The following is a 22,417-nucleotide window of genomic DNA, read 5'->3' on the forward strand; positions in this document are numbered from 1 at the left end:
CGCCGCACTGGCCGCCTGTGGCTCGGGATCCGATTCCGGCGAGACGGCCGAGGGTGTCACCAATACGGCCGCCGCCATGGAGGACTTCGCCGCGGACACCAGCTTCAAGGCCAGTCAGCCGCTCACCTTCAGCTGCTTGTTCTCGGACCATCCCAACTATCCCTACAAGGCCGATTGGATGCTGCTGGAGGAGATCACCAAGCGCACCAATGTCACACTCGACATGACGATCGTGCCGATGTCCGACTATGAGCAGAAGCGCTCTCTACTGATCTCCTCCGGCGACGCCCCTACATCATCCCCAAGACCTATCCAGGGCAGGAGTCTTCGTTCGTATCATCCGGTGCGATCCTGGCGGTGTCGGACTACTTCGACCTCATGCCCAACTTCCAGAAGAAGGTTAAAGAGTGGGAGATGGATGAAGAACTCGACACCCTGCGTCAGGCCGACGGTTCTATCTACGTTCTGCCCGGTCTGCACGAGGAGATCTGGCCCGACTACACCTTCGAGATCCGCAAGGACCTCCTCGACGAGCAGGGACTGGACCTGCCCACCACGTGGGAGGAGCTGCAGGACGTCATTGCCAAGGTGCAGGAACGCCACCCGGACATGAAGGGTATTTCCGACCGATTCGAGGGTCTTAGCATGCTCAACCTTGCAGCGGTCTCCTATGGCACCCAGTCCGGCGGCTCCTGGGGCATGACCACCATGGCCGAATGGGATGAGGACTCAGACTCGTTCATCTTCTGCGGCACCTCCGACAACTACAAGGCGATGGTCACCATGCTCCGCGGCATGGTTGATGCCGGTGTACTCGATCCGGACTCCTTCACCCAAGATGAGGACACGGCCGTCAACACCTTCACCACGGGCAAGTCGATCGCCATCGGCACGAACTCCCAGTACGACGTCACCTACGAGACCACCATGAAGGAGACGCTTGGCGAGGGCAACTTCGAGGTCGTCAAGATCCTCCAGCCGGCCGGCCCCGCCGGTGCGCTGATCGGCGGGACCCGACTTGAGAATGGCATTATGATCTCCGCAAAGGCGGCCGATGACCCGAATTTCGTGGCCATGATGCAGTTCATCGACTGGCTGTGGTACTCCGACGAGGGAGAGGAATTCGCTAAGTGGGGCGTGGAGGGAACCACCTATAACAAGGACGCCGACGGCACACGCACGCTGGTGGATGACATCAACTACAACGGGCTGAATCCGGCCGGCGACAAGGACCTGCGCGTCGAGTACGGTTTCTCCGGCGGTGTTTTCGCCTACGGTGGCACCACCGAGCTGCTCCACTCGATGATGCTGGACAAGGAACTTGCCTGGCAGGAGGAGATGGCAGCCACCCATACGCAGAAGGAGATTGACCCGCCGGCGCCGTTGGATGAGACCCAGCGCGAGCAGGCGACCCTCCTGCTCACCCCGCTGCAGGACTACGTCATGCAGGAGACGCTGAAGTTCATCACTGGGCAGCGCGATCTGTCCGAGTGGGACACCTATGTCACTGAATGCGAGGCCAAGGGCGTGTCCTCCTACATGGAGATCCTCAACGCAGCCCGAGCCACCTACGTGGAGAACAATGGCTGACCGCTACCCGAGTGCGGGCGCCCCACGGTGGGGCGCCCGCACCACCCCACCGACTGCGTCGCCCAGCGGAGATGACGACGCCGTGCAGGCTCCCGCCCCCGACGTCTATGCCGACTCTCTGCTGGTCCGGACTAGCGCGATCATCTACCAGGCGGCCGCTCTCGGAGTGGGTTCGCTGCCGCTGGTCATTCCAGCGGCTGCAAGCATGTTCATCCTCGATGGCACCTCGGCCTGGTCGCTGCTGGTGCTGGCGTCGACCTGGGCGTTGGCGCTCACTGCCTTGCCCGCCGTCGTCTACGCCGTTACCCGACCGGGTTGGACCTACGATCCCTCGGCGCGTCGCCGCATCGCCGCGCTGTGGCGCGGATGGACAGGGTCAATCGCCCAGTTCGGCCCCATCGCCGCGTTCGTCGTGATGCTCGTACTGGGACTTGCCGGATCGGCGGCCGGGATCACCGGGGGGATGCGTGGCGCTCTCCTGAGCTTCCTCGCCGTGCTCGGTCTGGTAGTAGGGCGAGCGGGCACGATTGTCGGCCTATTCAACTTCAAGACTGCTGATCTGCTCGTGCTGACCGCCGTGATGACCATTCGCGATGCCGCTGGGACTCTTCTCCTCGCGGGCATTGGTGCTGCCGGCCTGCTCATCGCGTTGCACGCTCCCGCCACTCTGATGCTCTTCTGGGTGCCGCTGTGCGCTCTGACGGCGCCCGCCACGCGCGGACAGCGACGCATACTCACCGAACAGTTCACTTGTCCCCGCACGCACACTCCGCCGGAGGCATGAATGCACTTACCCGGGCACATCCTGCACGGTGGTGACTACAACCCCGAGCAGTGGGACGACGCCGCCATCGATTCCGACCTGGAGGCGCTGGCCGCGGCCGGTATCAACACGCTCACCCTCAACGTCTTCGGCTGGGCGGGCCTGCAACCGGGCCCTGATCGCTTCGAATGGGATCGGCTCGACTCGCTCATGGACCGTGTCCACACGCGCGGATTCGGCGTCATCCTGGCCACTCCGACGGCGGCCCTGCCTCCGTGGCTGGCGGCGGCCGAGCCGACCACCATGCGCGTCGACTTCGAGGGGCGGCGTCACGGCTATGGCCAGCGGCATCACTTCTGCCCCACCTCGTCGGTGTTCCGCGCGTACTCCGGGAGTATCGCCGAGGCCTTGGCGCAGCGCTATCACCTACATCCGGCATTGCTCGCCTGGCACATCGGCAACGAGTACGGCGGTGCCTGCTACTGCGACCACTGCACGGTCGGATTCCGCCGTTGGCTGCTGCAGGCGCACGGCGGGCTGGACGAGCTCAACCGCGACTGGTGCACGCAGATCTGGTCACACCGCTTCACCGACATCGACCAGATTCCCGCTCCGAGTGCGCTTACCGAGCACTGGGGCGGCCCCTACCGCAGCGGCTTCCCGATCATCACGCTGGAGTACAAGCGGTATATGACCGAGCAGTTCGCCGCCTGTATGGAGGCGGAGATCCACCAGGTGCGCCGGTTCGATGTCGAGCACCCCGTGACCACCAATCTAATGGGCGCCTACGAGCACCTGGACTACTTCCGCTTCGCCCGGGAGCTCGACGTCGTCGCCTGGGACAACTACCCGCGCACCGACCGCGCCTGGCCGGAAATGGCCTTCAACCACTCGCTCATGCGCGCCGTCGGCCGCGGCAAGCCACTGTGGCTGATGGAGCAGGCGCCCGTGGCCACCACCTGCCGTGACGTCAACCCCACCCGACCTCCGGGGGTGCTACGCCGCTGGAGCCTGCAGGCCCTCGCGCAGGGCTCCGACACGGTGCTCCACTTCCAAATGCGCACCGCCCCGGCGGGCTCGGAGATGTGGTTCGGAGGAGTCCTGGACCATCGCGGCCGCACCGACACCCGCACATACCGTGAAGTCGCCGCACTAGGACGAGAGCTGACCCGACTCGACGACCTCGTGGGCAGCCGCGTCCGGGCGCGGGCCGCAGTCCTCATGGACTGGGACTCCTGGTGGTACGGCCGAGTAGTCGACGGCTTCTCCGACCACTGGGACCTGGTCTCGCAGGCCCAGGGATGGCACGAGGCGCTGGCCCGCTACCTGGGCGGGGTGGACATCACCGATGGAAGGGACGACCTGTCCCGGTACGAGATCATCATTGCTCCCAGCCTGTACCTGGCACACGACGACGTCATCGACGCCCTGCGGCGGTACGTGGCCGCCGGCGGCACACTCGTGGCCGGGCCCATGTCCTTCGCGACTGCCGCCACCGGCCGCGTCCTGATCGACGAGCGTGTGGACGCACTGCTTGGCTGCCAGATCGAGGAGCGCGATGCCCGCGAGCCCGACGACGGCGTCGAACTGGTCCTTCCCGACGCCACCACCGATACCGCCCACCATCTATTTGAGATTCTGCGTCCCACCGGCGGGCGGGTGATCGGAACCTGGGAGTCCGGCTGGTTCGCGGGCGGCGCCGCCATTATCCGCAACGAGTTCGGTGAAGGCACCGTGGTCCGCCTCGGCGCATTGCTCAGCGAGGCTGGGCGCCGCCGTTTAGTCGCTTCGCTGATCGAACCTTCCCCGGGCCACCCGCTCGCCGAGGAACTGGAACACACCAGCCGTAGTGGCACCCGCGGCACCTTCGACATCGTGCTGAACCACGGTCAGGTGCCGCTGGACTGGACCCCAGCCGGAGACGCCACAGACATGCTTACCGGGTCGCGGGTATACGCGGGCGCACCGGTGACCATCCCGGCCGGAGGCGCATGCGTGCTGAGACGCGCTTGATTGTTGACGAACGTTGCGTCCTCCGAGACGTCCAGAACCCTTAACCAGGAGATCCCACATGACCTCGACAGCCCCGTTCACCACGAGTTCTCCCATGTGGCTCGAACCGGCTACCAAACCCTGGCTCGCCAGTTACACGCCTCGACCGCTGGGCGAGGAACCCCTGGTCGTGCGAGCGGCGGAGGATTGGCTGCGGCTGGCCGCAGACGCTCCCGCCGCTTCCGATGCCGCAGACCTGTTCATCGCCACCGTCGACCAGCTGGATCGGCTCCCGCTCCCGCTGCGTCGGCCAGCGCACGCCGCCGTGGCCGACGCTCCCCCCGGACCCGAGGGGTACACCATCGTCCGCGATGCAACAGGCGGCCTCGCCGTTGTCGGTGCCGACGGAGCCGGTGCCCTGTACGGGGTGCTACGGCTGCTCGTACTCGGCCCCGAGGCCATGCTGGCGGGGCGGGATGCGGCGACCAGTACTCCTGACCTGGCGCTGCGCATGCTCGACCACTGGGACAACCTCGTAGCGCATCCAGTCATGGGCACCGTCGAACGCGGGTACGCGGGCGACTCGGTGTTCTTTCAGGCTGGCGGCCTGGCACCCGATGCGGAGCGAATCGACGACTATGCGCTGCTATTGGCGTCCATAGGCGTCAACGCCGTGTGCCTGAACAACGTCAACGTTCACGCCACCGAGGCGACCCTGCTCACCGAGCGCCTCGACCTGGTGCAGACCATCGCCGATATACTCCGCCGTCGCCATGTCACCACCTTCATCGCCGTCGACTTCGCCGCCCCCATGACCCTGGGAGCCTGGATACCTGCGACCCATTGGACGAGCGTGTACGGCACTGGTGGCAGGAAACCACCGGGCACGTATACAGCGCCGTGCCCGACCTGGGCGGGTACGTGGTCAAGGCCGATTCCGAGGGACGCCCGGGTCCCTTCAACTACGGGCGTGATCATGCCGACGGCGCCAATATGCTGGCAGAAGTGCTCGCGCCTCACGGAGGGGTGGTCATGTGGCGCTGCTTCGTGTACAACCACCGGCAGGACTGGCGCGACCGCACCCTGGACCGGGCCCGGGCGGCCTACGACCACTTCATGCCCCTGGACGGAAGCTTCGCCGATAATGTCCTGCTGCAGATCAAGAACGGCCCACTCGACTTTCAGGTGCGCGAACCGGTCTCGCCACTGCTGCTCGGTCTCAGACACACCAGGGCCGCTCTAGAACTGCAGATAGCTCAGGAGTACACCGGGCACCAGTGGGACACCTATTTCCTGCCCACTGCCTGGAGAGAAGTGCTGGATCTGGACGTCGCCGGTGACGGTGGTACAGACCTGGGCCAGGACCTGGCGGGGCGATCCGGTTCGGCGATCGTTGCCGTCGCCGGGGTGGGGCGGGACTGGAACTGGACCGGCAACACCTTCTCCCAGGCCAACCTCTACGGCTACGGACGGCTGGCGTGGGACCTGCATACTGACCCGGCATGCATCGCTCGGGATTGGGCTGCCGCCTCCTTCGCCGGAGACGCAGCGCTGCATGACGCATTGGTACGGATCCTGCTGAACTCACGGGAGGCGTACGAGAATTACACCGCCCCCCTCGGCGTCGGCTTCATGGTGACTCCCGGCAGCCACTACGGCCCCAGCGTCGATGGCTATGAGTATTCCCCGTGGGGCACCTACCACTTCGCCGACCGCGATGGCGTCGGTGTTGACCGCACGCCCACGGGTTCGGGCTACACCGAGCAGTACCCGCCGGCGCTCGCGGCCCGCTACCGGTCACTGGAGGATTGTCCGGAGCGGCTGCTGCTCTTCTTCCACCACCTGCGCTACGACCAGGTGCTGCCGCACTCGGGGGTGACGCTGATACAGCGGATCTATGACACCCACTTCCAAGGAGTCGAGCAGGTGCGCGCCATGCGACGGGACTGGGAGACGGTGCGGGAACAAGTGCCCGAGGCCATCCGCGCGGACGTCGACCGCCGCTGGCAGGTCCAGGAGTGCAACGCCGTCGAGTGGCGGGATCAGGTATGCACCTACTTCCTGCGCCATAGCGGGATTCCAGATGCCGCTGGGCGCACGATCTTCCCGTAAAGACGCGATGGGGAACAACAGGCCGTCACTCAGGCATTCGTAGCGAAACACAACGAAACCATTGCTGTCGTATTTCGGCTTGTGTAGTGTCATGTCTGCGGGCCAGCGTCGGCCGGCATCCTTCCTAGCCATCCTCCCTGCCCGGAGTGTCATACGCGCGGGCCCATGTCGGTTCGTACCACCACATGGGGTCAAGGCCGCGTTGTCTTCATTCGTCCGTGCAGAGAGGCCAACAGCAAAGGCAAGCGCATGCGCATAACGACAACCCGGCGTGCCCGCCGAACCCGCCTGCTTGGGGCGGTTGCTGCGGCCGCCGTCGCCACCGCGGGACTGACGGTGGGGGCGGTCGCCGTCGAAACTCCGGCAGAACCCCAGCCCTATGCGGTCAGCTACTCCAACTTCGAGTCCAGTCAGCCCGATATGCCCTGGACTCCACGCGGTGATGGTGTGACCACCACAACCACCAACGAGGTCCGCCGCAGCCCGTGGAACAGCCTGTATGTAACCGGCCGCACCCAGGCCTGGCACGGCGTGGAGATCTCCATCGGGGACTACATGGAGGCGGGGCAGCCCTATGAAGTCACCGCCTGGGTGCGCCTCCCGGACGGGACAGCCCCCACCCGCGCTAAGCTCACCGCCGCCCAGAGCGACGGACAGTACATCGAGATCACCCCGCTGACGGCAGTGAACTCCGATGAGTGGGTGCAGCTCACCGGAAGTTACTCGCCTCCCGAGGGTGTCGACGGGACCATCTACATCGAGCTGGAGGATCCCACCGCGTCCTTCTACGTTGACGATGCCGCCATCACCGCCTTCGCCTGTGGACGCGGCCCGGTTGACGACTCCACCTCCCTGATCGACGCCCTGCCCTATCCGGTGGGAGTGGCGGTGACCGCAAACACGCTGCAGGGCGAGTCCCTGGAGCTGCTCGACCGGCACTTCAACCAGGTCACCCCGGAGAACTTCATGAAGCCGGAGGCCTGGTACAACAGCGACCACAGCTTCGTCGCCGAGAACGCCGAGGCCGATGCCGTCATGGACTGGGCACAGGCGAACGGCGGCAGGGTGTACGGGCACGTACTCGTCTGGCACTCCCAGACCCCGGACTGGCTGTTCCAGCACGAGGACGGCACCTTCCTGTCGGCTGACTCCGAGGCCGATCGCGCCGAGCTGCGCGAGCGGATGCGCACCCACATCAACAATGTGGCCAAGTATCTGTCCGACAAGTACGGTCGGTTCGGCTCGGACACCAACCCGCTGGTGGCCTTCGACGTCGTCAACGAGGTGATCGCGGACAGTCCCTCTCCCGAGACCGGCGGGCTGCGCGACTCCTACTGGTACCAGGTCCTGGGGGAGGAGTTCATTGACGACGCCTTCATCTATGCCAACGAGGCCTTCAACACCACCTACGCCGCCCCCGGCGCCGAGCATCCGGTGACGCTGTTCATCAACGAGTACAACACCCAGTACGGCACCGACGCCTCCTCCAAGACCGGGCGCTACCACGCCCTCATTGAGCGGCTGCTGGCGCGCGGCGTCCCCATCGACGGCGTCGGGCACCAGTTCCACGCCTGGCTGGACGACGACGTCGAGGGCTTCGGTGCGGCCATGAGTGCCTTTGACGACCTGCCGCTGGTGCAGGCGGTCACCGAGCTCGACGTCCCCACTCGCACCGGCACGCCCGTGGACACTCAGACCCTGCTGGACCAGGGGCGCTTCTACCAGCGGCTGTTCGAGATCTTCGCGGAGCAGGATGCCAAGCGGGACCTGTTCTCGGTGACACTGTGGGGGCTGGTCGACTCCGGGTCGTGGCGGTTCTACGAGGGCGACCCGTTGCTGTTCGATCCGTACTACCGCGGTAAGTGGGCCTACGCCGCCGCCGTCGGCCAGGAGATTCCGGCGACGCCGCAGGAGTGCACCGTGCCTGAACCGACACAGGAGCCGACGTCCACCGCGGAGCCCTCGGCCACCGCTACAGAACCTGCGACTTCGGCTGCGCCCAGCGCAGCCGGTCTGCCCTCGCCTTCGGGGGCGGCAAGTGCAACCCCGGTGGTGGGCGCGGCGCCGTCGCCGAAGGCCGGTGGGGGTCCGCTGGCGCGCACCGGTGCCGAACTCCTGGCGCTGCCAGCTGCAGCCTTGTTACTGCTCACCGGAGCGACGGCGCTGTGGGCGAGACGCCGCACGGCCTGATACTCCCGTAACCGGGGCGGTACGACCCGGCCACGGGATGCGCCGGTCGGGGGACGCTACCCGTCGGCGCCGCGGGAGGGTGCGCTGGGACGCCATCGCGCCCTCCCGTCGTACTTCAGCTGGAGTGGCGCGCGGTTACCTCGGACTCCTGTCGCACCTACTGTGTAGGCTGGGACTGCCTTTCTGACAAGCCGATTAGGGGTGCAGGGGTGGTGCGGTTGAGTCGCGCACCACGAGGCTGGTGGCCAGCTCGATGGGGGACAGGGCCCGGGAGCCACGCGAGGTGGCCAGGCGGATGACCGTGCGCATGGCTTCGGCGCCGATGTCGACCAGGGGTTGGTGAACGGTGGTCAGCCTGGGGGAGCAGACCGTGGCGGTGAGGGTGTCGTCGAAGCCCACCACCGACAGGTTCTCGGGCACGCGCAGACCCCGGCGCCGTGCCGCCTCGATGACGCCGACCGCGGCGGCGTCGCAGCAGGCGATGACGGCGGTGGGCGGTGCATCCAGGTCCAGCAGGTGCCCGCCGTGGACCAGGCCGGAGTCGTAGTCGAAGCGTCCGGTGCGCACCAGCTCGGGTTCCGGGGCGATGCCGGCGGTCGCTAGGGCGCTGCGGTATCCGGCGACCCGTTCGTTCGCGGGTATGGATCCCGTTGGTCCGGTGATGATGCCGATGCGGCGGTGCCCGAGGTCGAGCAGGTGTGCCACGGCCTGCTGTCCGCCGCGGTGGTTGGTCGCGCCGATCGAGGAGGTTCCCTCGGGAACCGCGGTGGCCGGGTCAATGGCTACCAGGGGGATTTGCTGCTCTCCGGAGGCCTCCACCATTGCCGAGGTCACGCCGGTGGTTACCAGCACGACGCCGTAGGAGGACGGCATCACCTCCAGCACGCTGCGCTCCCACGTGCGCAGGTGCGCCTGATCGAGCTGGTCCATTGACGAGCCGATATGGCGAACGCGCAGCCAGACCCCGTCGAGCTCGGCCTCCTCGAGCAGACCCCGCAGCACGTAGGCGGCGTACTGGGTATCCACGGTGTCGAAGACGGCCGTGACTGGGCGGGTGGCATTGTCGGCGGGGGTGCCCGGCAAGGCGGTGATTGGGGTGCGATAGCCGAGCTCGCGCGCGGCGGCCAGCACAGCCGTACGGGTCGGCGTGGAGATGACAGGATCCGCGCGCAGTGCCTTGGAGACGGTGGCCACGGATACTCCCGCGCGGGCGGCGACGGCGGCCTGCGTGGGTCCGGAGGAGCGGGGGCGAGTCATGGGTGCCTTCTTCGGAGTGAACCGTTGTTTTCGTTTATTTTCACATTCGCTAGCCATCACCGACGCCAGTGTTACCAAGTCGTGATTTAATGCGACGCGAATTGGCCTTGTTTGGCGCGATCAGGGTGACGTACGATCGGTTTGTCGGTGAAACAAACGAAAACGTTTTCGTGAGCGGACGCTGTTGTCCACTTCTGTCGTGCGGCACTGTCGCCGCGCCGACTCGGCCCGAGAGGAGCAACCATGCATCAGAGCAAGATCACTCGTAGGCAGATGACCGGTGGCCTGGTAGTGGCAGGCGTTGCCGCGGCTCTCGCCGCATGCGGCAACCGCCCCGGATCCACTGCCTCTGCCGGAAACGGCGCCACCGCCTGGGTCCTGACCGGCGGTCCGGAACAGACCTTCCGCGAGTCCTTCGAACGCTGGAATGCAGCCCACACTGATCAGCCGATCGCCACCGAGTGGTTCGCCAACGACGCATACAAGGAGAAGATCCGCACCGCCGTCGGCGCCGGCAATGCCCCAACGTTGCTTTACAACTGGGCGGGCGGAACCTTGGCCGACTACGTCGCCAACGAGCAGGTCATCGAGCTGACCGACACCACCACCGCGGCGCAGGAACGCATTGTTCCCTCGCTACTGGATCCCGGCAAGATCGATGACAAGGTCTATGCGCTGCCGAACAACAACGCCCAGCCGGTCATGCTCTACTACGCCAAGCCCGCCTTCGAGGCTATCGATGCCGAACCGCCGACCACCTGGGATGAGCTGCTGGCCCTCGTTCCCGAATTCACCGCCGCCGGATACATCCCCTTCGCGGAGGCGGGCTCCTCCCAGTGGCCCTACCTGATGTGGATCGAATACCTGACGGACCGCATCGGCGGCCCCGAGCCCTTCGCCAGGATCGTCGCCGGGGAGTCGGACGCCTGGTCGGACCCGGCCATTACCGGGGCGCTTGAGAAGATTCAGGAATTGGTCAGGGCCGGCGGCTTCGGAGACTCCTACGGCTCTGTAGACGCCGACTCCGGCGCCGACCTCGCCCTGATTCACACCGGCAAGGCGGCGATGATCCTGCAGGGCTCCTGGGTCTATGCGAACTTCCTCACCGACGCCCCGGACTTCATGGGCGCCGGCAACCTCGGCTACATGGACTTCCCCTCGGTCGCGGGCGGCACCGGTGATCTGTCCAACATCGTTGGCAACCCCGCCAACTACTGGTCGGTTGCCGCGGGCGGTTCGGAAGAGGTCCAGCAGATCGCCATCGACTATCTGAACGAGGAGCTTTACAACGACGAATACATCGCGGCGCTCGTGGCGGCCGGCACCATTCCGGCGGCTCTCGACGCCGACGATGCCATTGCCGCCTCCGAGCATGCCGAGTATCTCGCTTACGGCTATGACATGGTCAAGAACGCCGGGAGTTTCACCCAGTCCTGGGACCAGGCGCTGTCCTCGGCGGCGGCGCAGGAACTGCTGACCAACCTCTCTCAGATATTCCTGCTGCAGACAACGCCCGAGCAGTTCGTCGCCAATATGAACGCGACCCTGTGAGAGCCGGGGGAGCCGCACACATGTCTCACAGGATCAATCATGGCTAATCCCATTGCCCGCCGGCGGGCGTCCGGCCGCGGTGCAGGCGCGGGCCCCTCGCTTGGTACGCCGCGCCCGCACTGATCTTCTTCGGCTGCTTCGCCCTCGTACCATTGATCGGCGTATTCGTGCTGTCCTTCATGAACTGGGACGGCCTGGGCTCGCTGTCCTTCGCAGGCACGAGCAACTGGTCCCGAATGCTCGGCAACGCCACTACCCAGCATGCGATCGTTTTGACCCTGATCATGACGGTCATGTGTTGGGTCATCCAGACTCCGATCAGCCTGCTGCTGGGAGTCTTCATGGCCGGACAGCAGCGCTACCGCGCCGTGCTGGCGGTGTTGTACTTCCTGCCGCTCCTGTTCAGCGCCACCGCGGTGGGCATCGCCTTCACCGCGCTCCTTGACCCCAACTTCGGCATGTCGCGGGCCTTCGGCCTGGAGTTCCTGTCGCAGGACTTCCTGGGCAATCCGCGCCTGGCTTTGCCCACGATTATGGTGGTCATCGCCTGGTGCTTCGTCCCCTTCCACTCCCTGCTCTATCAGGGGGCGGCGCGCCAGATCCCGGCCAGCATCTACGAGGCGGCCATGATCGACGGTGCCGGCAGGGTGCAGAACTTCTTCTACATCACCCTGCCGCAGTTGCGGAACACGATCATCACCTCCTCCACCCTGATGATCACCGGCTCCCTGACCTACTTCGACCTGATCTTCGTGATGACCGCAGGCGGTCCGGGAAATGCCACTCGCGTGCTGCCCCTGGACATGTACCTGACCGGGTTCCGCTCCTACAACATGGGTGGGGCCAGCGTGATCGGCGTGATTCTCGTCGTCGTGGGACTGCTCATCGCCTGGCTGCTCAACCACGTGTCCGGCAGCTCGAAGATGGAGAGCGACATGGAAGGGGCCGTGTGATGAAAGCCTTCCGTGGGGGCACCCGCCCCAACCTGATCGGTGGTCTGTTCGGCTGGATCTGGCTGCTGATCGCCGTCGTCCCTATCTACTACATCATTGTCACGAGCCTGCGCACCCAGGCCGACTACTACGTCGAGAACCCGCTGTCGCTGCCACGCAATCCGACCCTGGCGGCCTACATCCAGGTCTTCGCCAATGACTTCTGGACCTACTTCCTCAACTCGGTCATCGTCACCGTGGCGACCGTCGCCGTGATCCTGGTGGTCGCATTCATGGCCGCCTACGTGATCGTGCGCAGCCGCACCGCCTTCTCCAGCCGGATCTTCTCCCTGTTCCTGCTGGGCATCGCCATCCCGATCCAGGCGACGATCGTGCCCGTCTACTACCTGATCGTGCAGTTGGGTCTGTATGACACCCTGTGGGCGCTCATCCTGCCCTCGGTCGCCTTCGCCATCCCCATCTCGGTGCTCATCCTGACCAACTTCCTGCGCGACGTGCCCCGGGAGCTGTTCGAATCGATGAGGGTCGACGGCGCCACCGACTGGCAGATGCTCTGGCGCCTGGCAGCACCCATGTGCCGGCCCGCACTGGTAACCGTGGCCATCTACGACGCCTCAACGTCTGGAACGGCTTCCTCTTTCCTCTGGTGCTCACCCAGAGCGCCGATAAGCGGGTACTGCCGCTCTCGCTGTGGAACTTCCAGGGGGCCTTCTCCTCCAACACGCCCGCCATCCTCGCCGCCGTCGTGCTCTCCGCCCTGCCGCTCATCGTTGCCTACGCCTTCGGGCGCCGGCAGATGGTGGCCGGTCTGACCGCCGGGGTCGGCAAATAACCACAACCTGAAACAACCGCCCAGTAGAAAAGAGGAAGACATGTCCCAGGCCTTGCAGCCAACCGTTTTGCCGGAAACCATGCGCGCATCCGTCCTGAGGGAGCGCGGCGTCGTGGTCCTAGAGGAGCGGCCGGTGCCCTCCCCGGACCCGGATCAGGTACTCGTCCGCATCGAGTCCGTGGGCGTATGCGGCTCCGACGTCCACTACTACCAGCACGGCAGGATCGGTGACTTCGTCGTCAACGCCCCCATGATTCTGGGGCACGAGTCCGCAGGCACGATCGTGGCCGTCGGCGACGACGTTGATCCCGCCCGGGTGGCCAGCGCGTTTCCATCGAGCCGCAGCGCTGCTGCCGTGTGTGCAAGTACTGCAAGCGCGGGGAGTACAACCTGTGTCCGCACATCGAGTTCTACGCCACCCCGCCCATCGACGGCAGCTTCGCCGAGTACGCCCTGATTCAGGACGACTTCGCCCACACCGTCCCGGAGGACATGTCCTTCGACGCCGCCGCCCTGCTCGAGCCCCTGAGCGTCGGCATCGCCGCGGTGCGCAAGGCCCGCATCGGTGTGGGTGACAGCGTGCTCATCGCGGGTGCCGGCCCCATCGGCGCCATCGTCGCTCAGGTCGCCCGGGCCTACGGCGCCGCCGCCGTCGTTGTCACCGACCCCGTGGAACAGCGCCGTAATGCCGCGGTGCAGCTGGGCGCGACCGAGGCCTGCGCCCCCGGCGACGCCGCGCTCGACGGGCGCAGTTTCACAGCCTTCTTCGACGCGACCGGCGTGACCGCGGCCGTCGTCGACGGCATCAAACGTGTTGAGGCGGGCGGTTCCGCGATCATCATCGGCATGGGGGATGACGACATGCTCCTGCCGGTGGCATACATAACCAGCCACGAGGTCAACGTCACCGGCATCTTCCGCTACAACAACACCTGGCCCACCGCCATCGAGCTGGTCGCCTCCGGGAAGGTCGACCTCGACACCCTGGCCACCGATCATTACGGGCTGGCCGACGCTGAAATACCGCTGCGGGACAAGCCCGCCCCCACCACCTTCAAGAGCATGGTCCACCCCCAGCGCTGAGCGTGACCAGCCGCCATCCAGAATCACAGAAACGAGCGCCACATGCCCACCACCTTCCACGTATCCCCCGCCGGTTGCGACACCGCCCCCGGCGACGCCGCCGCCCCCTTCCGCACCATCAACCGTGCCGCCCGCGCCGCCATGCCCGGCGACACCGTGCTTATCCATGAGGGCACCTACCGGGAGTGGGTGCGGCCCCCGCGCACGGGACTCGACGGCGACCGGTGCATCACCTTCGCCGCCGCCCCCGGCGAACATCCGGTCATCAAGGGCTCCGAGATCGTTACTGGTTGGGAGCACGAGGGCGACGGCGTCTGGCGGGTGGAACTGCCGTGCGCTCTGTTCGGCGACTTCAACCCCTTCGCCGAGCAGATCGAGGGCGACTGGATCGTCTACGCCTCCCGGCAGGCCCCGCGCAAGCATCTGGGGGAGGTGTACCTGAACGGGCGCAGCCTGTTCGAGGTGACCAGCCGCGAGCAGGTGGACGCCCCGCCGCGGCGCACGCAAGACGTGGATCAGTGGACCGGCACGCCCGAGCCCGTGCGCGATCCGGACTGGACGCGGCGCGTGTGGTATGCCGAGGTGGGGGAGGAGACCACCACCGTGTGGGCGAACTTCGGGGCGGCGGACCCCAATCAGTCGCTGGTAGAGATCAACGTACGGCGTAGCGTGTTCTACCCGGAGGCGCACCATATCAACTACATCACCGTGCGCGGCCTGGAACTAGCGCAGGCGGCCACCCCGTGGGCGCCGCCGACGGCGGACCAGCCGGGGCTGATCGGCCCCAACTGGGCCAAGGCTGGGTGATCGAGGACTGCGACATCCACGACGCCAAGTGCTCCGCCATCTCCCTGGGCAAGGAGAACTCCTCCGGGGCGAACTGGGCGGCCGAGCGCCTGGACAAGCCCGGCTACCAGTACCAACTGGAGGCGGTGTTCGCCGCCCGCCGGGTGGGCTGGTCCAAGGAGCTGATCGGCTCGCACGTGGTGCGCCGCAACCACATTCATGACTGCGGGCAGACCGGCATCGTCGGGCACCTGGGTTGTGTGTTCTCCGTGATCGAGGACAATCACATCCACCACATCGCCACCAAGCGCGAGTTCTACGGCTACGAGATCGCCGGCATCAAACTCCACGCCGCCATCGACACCGTCCTGCGCCACAACCTGATCGAGGACTGCACATTGGGCACCTGGCTGGACTGGCAGGCACAGGGCACGCGCGTGATGCGCAATGTGTACCGCCGCAACACCCGCGACTTGTTCATTGAGGTCAGCCACGGCCCTTACCTCGTGGACCACAACGTCTTCGCCTCGCCGGTCTCGCTGGAGGGGCATTCCCAGGGCGGGGCGTATGTCAACAATCTGCTGCTCGGCGTGGTCGCCAACCAGCCCATTATCGAGCGCCCCACCCCCTATCACCTGCCGCATTCGACGCAGGTCGCCGGCTATGCGGCCATCCGGGGCGGAGATGACCGCTACATCGCTAACCTGTTCCTGTCCATCGTGGGCGAGGCCGCTTCGTGAATCCGCCCGCGCACCGGAAGATCAGCGACGGCACCGCCCTGTTCGATGCGCATCCCCACGGGGTGGAGGCCTATCTGGCGCAGGTCAATGACCCCTCCAAGGGTGACCACGAGCGCTTCGAGGGCGTGGAACTGCCGGTGCACGTGCGCGACAACGTCTACGGCAATGGCGCTCCCGCCTATACGCGGGAGACGCGGCCGGTCCACCTCGGAGAGGTGAATGTCGTGATCGAGGACGCCGACGGTGGTGGCCTGGAACTGGTGATTGAGCTGTCGGAGGCCTTTGCCGCGGCCGCCTCGACGACGATCGCCGGACGGGACTTGGGGCGGGCCTGGTATCCGGATGCCGCTTGGGAGAACCCCGACGGCACCGAGGCCTTCGCCGACGTCGACCTGGTTGGCCGGGTCAAGGAGCATAATGCCGCCTACCCGGCCGGGCCGCTGGCCGGTCTGGTGCCGGGGGTGAATCGCGTGCGGATCTGGTGAGGGTTGCAAAAGGCCCGGTTGTAGTCGCGCAGGAATGCGGAGTACAACCGGGCCTCAAGTATCAAGACGTGAAAACGCAATGGTTGAAAGCAACTCGCGTGCGGGTCAACCGTGCAGACGCGCCAGACGGCGGATCAGTATCTTGCGCTTGCGGTGAAGGCGCCACCAACTCAATGTGTGCCGGACCTGGAGTAAGCCGAGCTCTTGCAAACTCGGTAAGCCCATCCGCTCCAGTTCGCGACTCGCACTATCCTCATCGCGATTGCACTCCTCAATGATGCGGTGGGCCGCACGCACTCGATCAGAGCCGAGTGGGTGTGAAGCGATTTGCGCATCGATAACTCGGATTCTGGAGGCAAGATCCGCGGCTCGCGGTCGCATGAATATCATCTCGATTCACCTCCCGACTACGCAGGCAAATGCTCCTCGTCCGAAGGCTGTGAGAATTGATGCTGGGTTTCCCATTGAGGCGATCGCAGTAATCTGCGGGCCTGCTATTCCGATGCCGACAAGACACTTGACCATCCAGGGTGCAAGCCAGATCGGATCTGCTACGATCGGGTAAACGGTGTCCTCTATGGATGTATGGTCGATCACCTGCGTGAGCGTGTTCCCATCAATCTCGTACCAGGTGGGGATATTCTTCCCCTCGGCGTCGGTTGCCCATGCCGAGCCCGCAGCAAGGACCGCTGTCCCATCTTCGTCGACAACAACCGCACCGCCATCAATGAGCTCAATGTGTTGGTCGGATTGAAGGTCGATGTCGTACGAGTATCGCGTAGGGGCGTCGCTGTCATTGATCGTAGTGAGCATCTGAACTCCGCGGTCTGTTATGATTACGGAGTTTGCGGCTCCCTCGTCGGGGAACACCACCGTGCCATCGCTAAGAACTTCGGCGCCTTCCGCGTCTGCGATGTCGGGGAGCTGGATGTTAATCGATGTGCCGTCCTCGTCGATGAAGGTGATTCCTTCATTTCCGTCTACAGGTACATCAATCGTTCCGCCGCCCAAACTGGTTATTCCAGTTCCTTGTGAGTTGATCGGCTGGGAAATGAGGGTCGTATCATGGTCCTTGACGTTTGCGAGTGCTTCGGCAACTAGATCTTCTGTCACCTGTTCCGGTGACTGTTCGATCGCTCCGACATTGGTTGACATTGTGAAGAATATGGCGGCCGCGAGGCAGGCGACACTAATTCTTCTGCTAGGATGCTTTGTTGTCATCAGGGTGGGTCCTTTCGTGTTACGCTTCATCGCGTGTATTGACTAGCGTATATGCAGTGTGCTTCGCCCGTCAATGGGGCGTTGAAATGTCCGTCAATGGGATGAGCCGATGGGATGAGTTTTGGGGCTGGAGGGTTCGGGGCTGCGGCTAGCCTTGATGTTTCAGAGAACGTCGCAGGCCAGGGCCGCGACCTGGCACCAGATGCGGTTGGCCGTGAAGGCCTGCAGTGGCATGTGATCGAGCCCGGTGTCCTTGGCGCAGCGGATACGGTCCTCGCATCTGGCGCGCTGACGGTGGCGTGCCTCCAGGTCGGCGAGCTGGCCGGTCCTGGTGTTGGTCGCGAAGGCGGTCAGCCGGTAGCCGTCGACGTCGTCGAACCTGAGCTGGGCGCCGGGGTGCGGTCTTTCGCGGCGCACGATGACACGCATGGCCTTGGCCCACCCGTCCAGGTCGAGCAGGTCCGTCAGCTCTGCCACGTCCGCCGCCTCGCGGGGGTCCCCGTCGGCGTTGTAGGCAGGGGTCCAAGCCTGGGCGGGGATCAGCCTGTAGATCCGCGACATGTCACTGGGCAGGGTGAATCCGACGCTGTAGGACACCCGTCTGCGCTCCAGGGCGGCCAGGGTGGCCTTGGTCCCACCAGCGGCGTCGATGCGCACGAGCACCTTGCGTCCGGGGCTGGGTCCCAGGCCCACCAGGGCCAGCACCGCGGCGATGACAGCCTCATGGTCGGCGGCGGTATTCGATCCCGCGTTTCCGGGCCGCACATGATCGCGGCGTTCTCGCCGGCCCCTTGGAGGCCATGGTCGATCCACGCGGTCAAGGGGTGGAACCCGAAGCCATTCTTGAAGGTCGGTGCCGCCCCGTCCTTGTCAGAGTGGGCGGTGACCAAGGTGGCGTCGATATCGATGACCAGCGGCCGCTGGGCGCTGATAGCGGCCGTCGGCGCCGACGCCACGGGCCCGAACACCTGCGGCTCGGCGTGCAGGAGCGAGACGTCGGCCAGGCAGTCGCCGCCGACCGCCAGCGACAGCGCCAGGTCGAGGACGACCTTAGCCGGGTCATGGCGCGCCAGCGGCTTGGACTACGGCGCCAGAGCCTGTGACAGCAGCACGTCCAGCCCGCAGGCGCGCACCGTCTCGGTCAGCAGCACTCCACCACCATGAGCGAGCGCGTTGACCCGGCCGGTCTCGACGTCCACCAACGGGTACAACCCTGCTGTAGTCTTCACCTCGAAGGTGTCCTTCCCCTGAAACATGACGGATCTCAGCAACCCGCATTATTCCAGGCGAAACGACACCTTCACCCCTGCCTCAGCCCCTCAACCACGAAACCCCGAGGCTAGGCGGCGAATCGTAGAGGGGCGTCAGATACACCGAGGTCACCGCGACTCTCACCGTACCGTCGGTGTGTCCGGCGACAGTCTGGTCCACGTTGTTCTTAAGTCTTTGGTATGCCTCGGCGGTCATGAGGGGTTCGGCATCCTCGATGCCAGTGCGGGTGAACCAGACGTTCCAGGTCACCTCGTCATAGTGGACGAACGCCTTGAGGATCTCGGTCTGATTCTCATCCAGATCCTCCGGGATCGACGTGATCACATGCCGCTCAGTGGACAGCGACTCCGCAGTGACTATGCCTGCGGCCTCCACCGAGGCTGCCGCCGACGCTGACGCCTCGGCAGCAGCAGCCGACTCCGATGCCTCTGCCGACGCCCAGGCCTCCGGGTCATAAGTAGGGATATCCAGACTGCCCTCATCCGAACCCGACAAACACGCCACCAGAGGCCCACAAGCCAGCAGCAGCACCACAACGCCTGCAGCAACACTACGCAGTCCGAATGAACCCGTACGGAAACGACGCATCAGTGACTCCTAAAGGGGCAAGCGCTCGTCATCAGGATGTTACAAAGTCTCACACGCCGACACACCACACGCAAGCGCGTCGGGTCTGGTACCGGTGCGGCTCAACGTCTCGGCTGCTCCCGGGGCGTGAGCGACCTCGGTGCTGCTCGGCGGGTTGTCGCGACTCCGTATAAGTGCTAGCGTGCAACTAAATGGACCGCAAGGTTCGCCAACCTGATCCGAGGCGAGGAGGCCTCAATGCATGATTTGTCGCGCAGATCGTTTATTGTGGGAGGGTCCGCCGCGGCGGCAGCGCTGCTGGCGGCGTGTACCGCGGAGCGAACGGCCGACTACTACGGCGACGTCAGCGGCGGCGAAGGAGCGCTGATCGGCGTCTCCATGCCGACCAAGAACCTGGAGCGCTGGAGTCGCGACGGCGAGAACCTCAAACGGCTGCTCGAGGAGCTCGGCTACTCCGTCGAGCTGCAGTTTGCCGACAACAAGGTCGAGCAGCAGAACTCCCAGATCCAGACTATGCTGAATAAGTCGCCGGCGGTGATCGTCGTCGGCGCGATCGACGGCTCCGCGCTCGGGCCGGTACTCCAGAGCGCTGCCAGCCTCGGGATCAAGGTCATCGCCTACGACCGCCTCATCCGGGACACCAAGGCAGTCGACTACTACGTCACCTTCGACAACTACAACGTGGGGGCCATGCAGGGGCAGTACATCGTCGACGCTCTCGACCTGGAGAACGCGTCCAGCCCCTTCAACTTCGAGCCCTTCGCCGGCTCTCCGGACGACAACAACGCCCGCTTCTTCTTCGAAGGTGCCTGGGATGTGCTGAGTCCCTACATCGAGTCCGGCAAGCTCGTGTGCCCCTCGGGCAAGCTGCCCTCGAGCGTGGACGACTGGCAGTCCATCGGCATCCAGGCCTGGTCCAACACCACTGCTCAGGCGGAGATGGAGAACCGGCTCAACTCCTTCTACTCCACCGCCAAGCGCGTCGACGTCATCCTTTCTCCCAACGATGCCATCGCCCTGGGAATCGGACAGGCCTTGGCGTCGGCCGGCTACAACGACGACAACTGGCCCGTTCTTACCGGGCAGGACGCCGACCAGGCCAACGTGTCCAACATCGTGAAGGGCCGCCAGGCCATGACGGTTTTCAAGGACACCCGCCTGCTGGGGGAGCGCTGCGCCACCATGGTCGACCAGATCGCCCGGGGACAGGAAGTAGAGGTCAATGACACCGAGTCCTACGACAACGGCCAACTGGTGGTGCCGTCCTATCTGCTCGACCCGGTGACTGTCGACGCCGACAACGTCCGCGAGGTCTTGGTCGACTCCGGCTACTACACCGCTGCGAGGTGGGGCTGTAATGGCTACTGAGTCCGAGAGCCCGCGTGCCTCCGCGCTCGCCCAGGAAGCGCCGCCGTCCGCGGACGCCATCCTCGAAATGCGGCACATCACCAAGGCCTTCGGCGCGTTCAAAGCGCTGGATGACGTCAATCTGGAGGTCCGCCGCGGCGAGATCCTGGCCATCTGCGGTGAGAACGGCGCCGGAAAGTCCACGCTGATGAATGTGCTCTCCGGGGTCTGGCCCCGGGGCACCTACGACGGCGACATCGTCTACGACGGTCAGGTCCGCGAGTTCCGCTCTATCCGCGACTCCGAGGCCGTCGGCATCGTCATCATCCACCAGGAACTCGCGCTGAGCCCCTATCTGTCCGTGGCCGAGAACATCTTCATGGGCAATGAGAAGGCCACCCGCGGCATCATCGACTGGGACGCCACCAACGAGGCGGCCGCCGAACTGCTGCGGGAGGTTGGCCTGAACATCCGCCCGCAGACCCGTGTTGCGGACCTCGGTGTGGGCCAGCAGCAGCTGGTGGAGATAGCCAAGGCCCTGTCCAAGGATGTGCGCCTGCTCATCCTGGACGAGCCCACCGCCGCCCTCAACGACGACGACTCCGCCCACCTGCTCGACCTAATGCGAGGGCTGCGCGAGCGCGGCATCACCATGGTGATGATCTCCCATAAGTTGGCGGAGGTGGCCGGCATCGCCGACCGCACCACCATCATCCGTGACGGCCGCACCGTCGGCACCGCCCCATTGCACGGCGAAGGCGCGATTGACGAGGACGAGATCATCCGCCTCATGGTGGGACGCGAGCTGTCCAGTCGCTTCCCCGAGCACACCTCGCAGGTAGGGGAGGAGGTGCTCAGGATTGAGCACTGGACCGCGCACCATCCCATCGACACCTCCCGCGCGGTCGTCGACGACGCCGCCCTGACCCTGCGCCGCGGAGAAATCGTCGGACTCGCCGGGCTGATGGGGGCCGGGCGCACCGAACTGGCCATGAGCCTGTTCGGGCGTTCCTGGGGCACCGACATCTCCGGTCAGGTCTACAAGGACGGCAAGGAGATCTCCACCGCCACCGTGCGGCAGGCCATCGACAACGGCCTGGCCTACGTCACCGAGGATCGCAAGGTACTCGGCCTGAACTTGATCCAGGACGTCAAGACCAACACCACGGCGGTAGCCCTGGACAAGGTCTCTTCCCGCGGCATCGTCGACGACGCTGCAGAGGCGGAGGTGGCTGAACGCTACCGGCGCGAACTGCGCACCAAGACGACCTCGCTGACCACCCCGGTCGGCTCCCTCTCCGGCGGAAACCAGCAGAAGGTCGTCCTGGCCAAGTGGATGTTCTCAGACCCCGACGTACTCATACTCGACGAACCCACCCGCGGCATCGACGTCGGCGCCAAATACGAGATCTACCAGATCATCAACAATCTGGCCGACTCCGGCAAGGCCATTCTCGTCATCTCCTCGGAGCTGCCCGAGCTCCTGGGGATATGCGACCGCATTTACACGATGAGCCAAGGCCGGATCACGGGGCAGCTGCCTCGCGCCGAGGCCACCCAGGAGAACCTTATGAAGCTCATGACCATCGAGAAGGACGCCGGCGGGCAGGAGCCCGCGCCGCACATGGATCAGGAAGGGACGGAGAAGTGAACCA

General features: G+C 65.3%; 17 protein-coding genes and 3 pseudogenes. 16 read left to right on the plus strand and 4 right to left on the minus strand.

Annotation, left to right across the window (positions count from 1 at the left end; translation table 11 throughout):
- Positions 1–297 precede the first annotated feature (297 nt).
- The 6 genes and pseudogenes from BW737_RS06785 to BW737_RS06805 all read left to right on the plus strand — a co-directional run bounded on the left by BW737_RS06785 (position 298) and on the right by BW737_RS06805 (position 8,647).
- On the plus strand, positions 298–1,590 hold the full coding sequence (locus BW737_RS06785; RefSeq protein ID WP_257210584.1) for an extracellular solute-binding protein: 1,293 nt from the start codon (positions 298–300) through the stop codon (positions 1,588–1,590).
- Positions 1,583–2,374 (plus strand): hypothetical protein, encoded by a 792-nt coding sequence (locus BW737_RS06790; protein ID WP_086615020.1) that lies wholly within the window; start codon positions 1,583–1,585, stop codon positions 2,372–2,374. Before BW737_RS06785 ends, BW737_RS06790 begins: the two co-directional genes overlap by 8 nt.
- Complete coding sequence (locus BW737_RS06795) at positions 2,375–4,366, plus strand: beta-galactosidase (RefSeq protein ID WP_086615019.1); 1,992 nt, start codon at positions 2,375–2,377, stop codon at positions 4,364–4,366. It abuts the gene before it with no gap.
- Positions 4,367–4,856: 490 nt separating this feature from the next.
- Positions 4,857–5,713: pseudogene (locus BW737_RS18020) on the plus strand (alpha-glucuronidase); the annotation flags it as partial.
- Between the two features lie 39 nt (positions 5,714–5,752).
- Positions 5,753–6,457 carry a hypothetical protein gene (locus BW737_RS16755; protein ID WP_257210585.1) on the plus strand — a complete coding sequence of 235 codons (705 nt, stop codon included), beginning with the start codon at positions 5,753–5,755 and terminating at the stop codon, positions 6,455–6,457.
- Positions 6,458–6,706: 249 nt separating this feature from the next.
- A complete protein-coding gene (locus BW737_RS06805) occupies positions 6,707–8,647 on the plus strand; it encodes an endo-1,4-beta-xylanase (protein WP_180272112.1) in 1,941 nt (646 codons plus the stop codon).
- Between the two features lie 195 nt (positions 8,648–8,842).
- Here BW737_RS06805 and BW737_RS06810 read toward each other — a convergent pair whose 3' ends face one another.
- Positions 8,843–9,904, minus strand: a complete 1,062-nt coding sequence (locus BW737_RS06810; RefSeq protein WP_180272113.1) for a LacI family DNA-binding transcriptional regulator — start codon at positions 9,902–9,904, stop codon at positions 8,843–8,845.
- 243 nt (positions 9,905–10,147) lie between these two features.
- On the opposite strand from BW737_RS06810, the gene BW737_RS06815 reads away from it, so the two are divergent.
- From BW737_RS06815 to BW737_RS16775, 8 genes and pseudogenes are all read left to right on the plus strand, one after another.
- Entirely contained in the window at positions 10,148–11,455 is a 1,308-nt protein-coding gene (locus BW737_RS06815; RefSeq protein WP_086615016.1) for an extracellular solute-binding protein, read from the plus strand.
- A gap of 152 nt (positions 11,456–11,607) precedes the next feature.
- Positions 11,608–12,408 carry a carbohydrate ABC transporter permease gene (locus tag BW737_RS06820; protein WP_257210573.1) on the plus strand — a complete coding sequence of 267 codons (801 nt, stop codon included), beginning with the start codon at positions 11,608–11,610 and terminating at the stop codon, positions 12,406–12,408.
- Positions 12,408–13,220 carry a carbohydrate ABC transporter permease gene (locus tag BW737_RS06825; protein ID WP_257210574.1) on the plus strand — a complete coding sequence of 271 codons (813 nt, stop codon included), beginning with the start codon at positions 12,408–12,410 and terminating at the stop codon, positions 13,218–13,220. The genes BW737_RS06820 and BW737_RS06825 overlap by 1 nt, the downstream gene beginning before the upstream one ends.
- 99 nt (positions 13,221–13,319) lie before the next feature.
- Positions 13,320–13,669, plus strand: a pseudogene (locus tag BW737_RS16760) (alcohol dehydrogenase catalytic domain-containing protein); the annotation flags it as partial.
- A gap of 63 nt (positions 13,670–13,732) precedes the next feature.
- Positions 13,733–14,323: a zinc-binding dehydrogenase gene (locus tag BW737_RS06830; protein WP_338063881.1), complete on the plus strand. Its 591-nt coding sequence runs from the start codon at positions 13,733–13,735 to the stop codon at positions 14,321–14,323.
- Between the two features lie 42 nt (positions 14,324–14,365).
- Entirely contained in the window at positions 14,366–15,130 is a 765-nt protein-coding gene (locus BW737_RS16765; RefSeq protein ID WP_218961819.1) for a DUF1565 domain-containing protein, read from the plus strand.
- Entirely contained in the window at positions 15,127–15,849 is a 723-nt protein-coding gene (locus BW737_RS16770; protein ID WP_218961820.1) for a right-handed parallel beta-helix repeat-containing protein, read from the plus strand. Before BW737_RS16765 ends, BW737_RS16770 begins: the two co-directional genes overlap by 4 nt.
- The gene (locus tag BW737_RS16775) at positions 15,846–16,334 is read left to right on the plus strand and encodes a hypothetical protein (RefSeq protein ID WP_218961821.1); all 489 of its coding nucleotides are present in this window, start codon (positions 15,846–15,848) and stop codon (positions 16,332–16,334) included. The genes BW737_RS16770 and BW737_RS16775 overlap by 4 nt, the downstream gene beginning before the upstream one ends.
- A 396-nt stretch (positions 16,335–16,730) precedes the next feature.
- Here BW737_RS16775 and BW737_RS06845 read toward each other — a convergent pair whose 3' ends face one another.
- From BW737_RS06845 to BW737_RS06860, 3 genes and pseudogenes are all read right to left on the minus strand, one after another.
- Complete coding sequence (locus BW737_RS06845; RefSeq protein ID WP_143233313.1) at positions 16,731–17,555, minus strand: hypothetical protein; 825 nt, start codon at positions 17,553–17,555, stop codon at positions 16,731–16,733.
- A 165-nt stretch (positions 17,556–17,720) separates the two neighbouring features.
- A pseudogene (locus BW737_RS18025) lies at positions 17,721–18,811 on the minus strand (IS1380 family transposase); the annotation flags it as partial.
- 55 nt (positions 18,812–18,866) lie between these two features.
- Complete coding sequence (locus tag BW737_RS06860) at positions 18,867–19,361, minus strand: hypothetical protein (RefSeq protein ID WP_143233314.1); 495 nt, start codon at positions 19,359–19,361, stop codon at positions 18,867–18,869.
- Between the two features lie 291 nt (positions 19,362–19,652).
- Between BW737_RS06860 and chvE the strand changes: the two genes are divergently transcribed.
- The gene (chvE, locus tag BW737_RS06865) at positions 19,653–20,783 is read left to right on the plus strand and encodes a multiple monosaccharide ABC transporter substrate-binding protein (RefSeq protein ID WP_086615010.1); all 1,131 of its coding nucleotides are present in this window, start codon (positions 19,653–19,655) and stop codon (positions 20,781–20,783) included.
- A gap of 67 nt (positions 20,784–20,850) precedes the next feature.
- Positions 20,851–22,413 (plus strand): multiple monosaccharide ABC transporter ATP-binding protein, encoded by a 1,563-nt coding sequence (gene mmsA, locus BW737_RS06870; RefSeq protein WP_257210586.1) that lies wholly within the window; start codon positions 20,851–20,853, stop codon positions 22,411–22,413.
- Positions 22,414–22,417: the final 4 nt, after the last annotated feature.

This window comes from Actinomyces ruminis (assembly GCF_002154335.2).
Classification (GTDB): Bacteria; Actinomycetota; Actinomycetes; order Actinomycetales; family Actinomycetaceae; genus Actinomyces; species Actinomyces ruminis.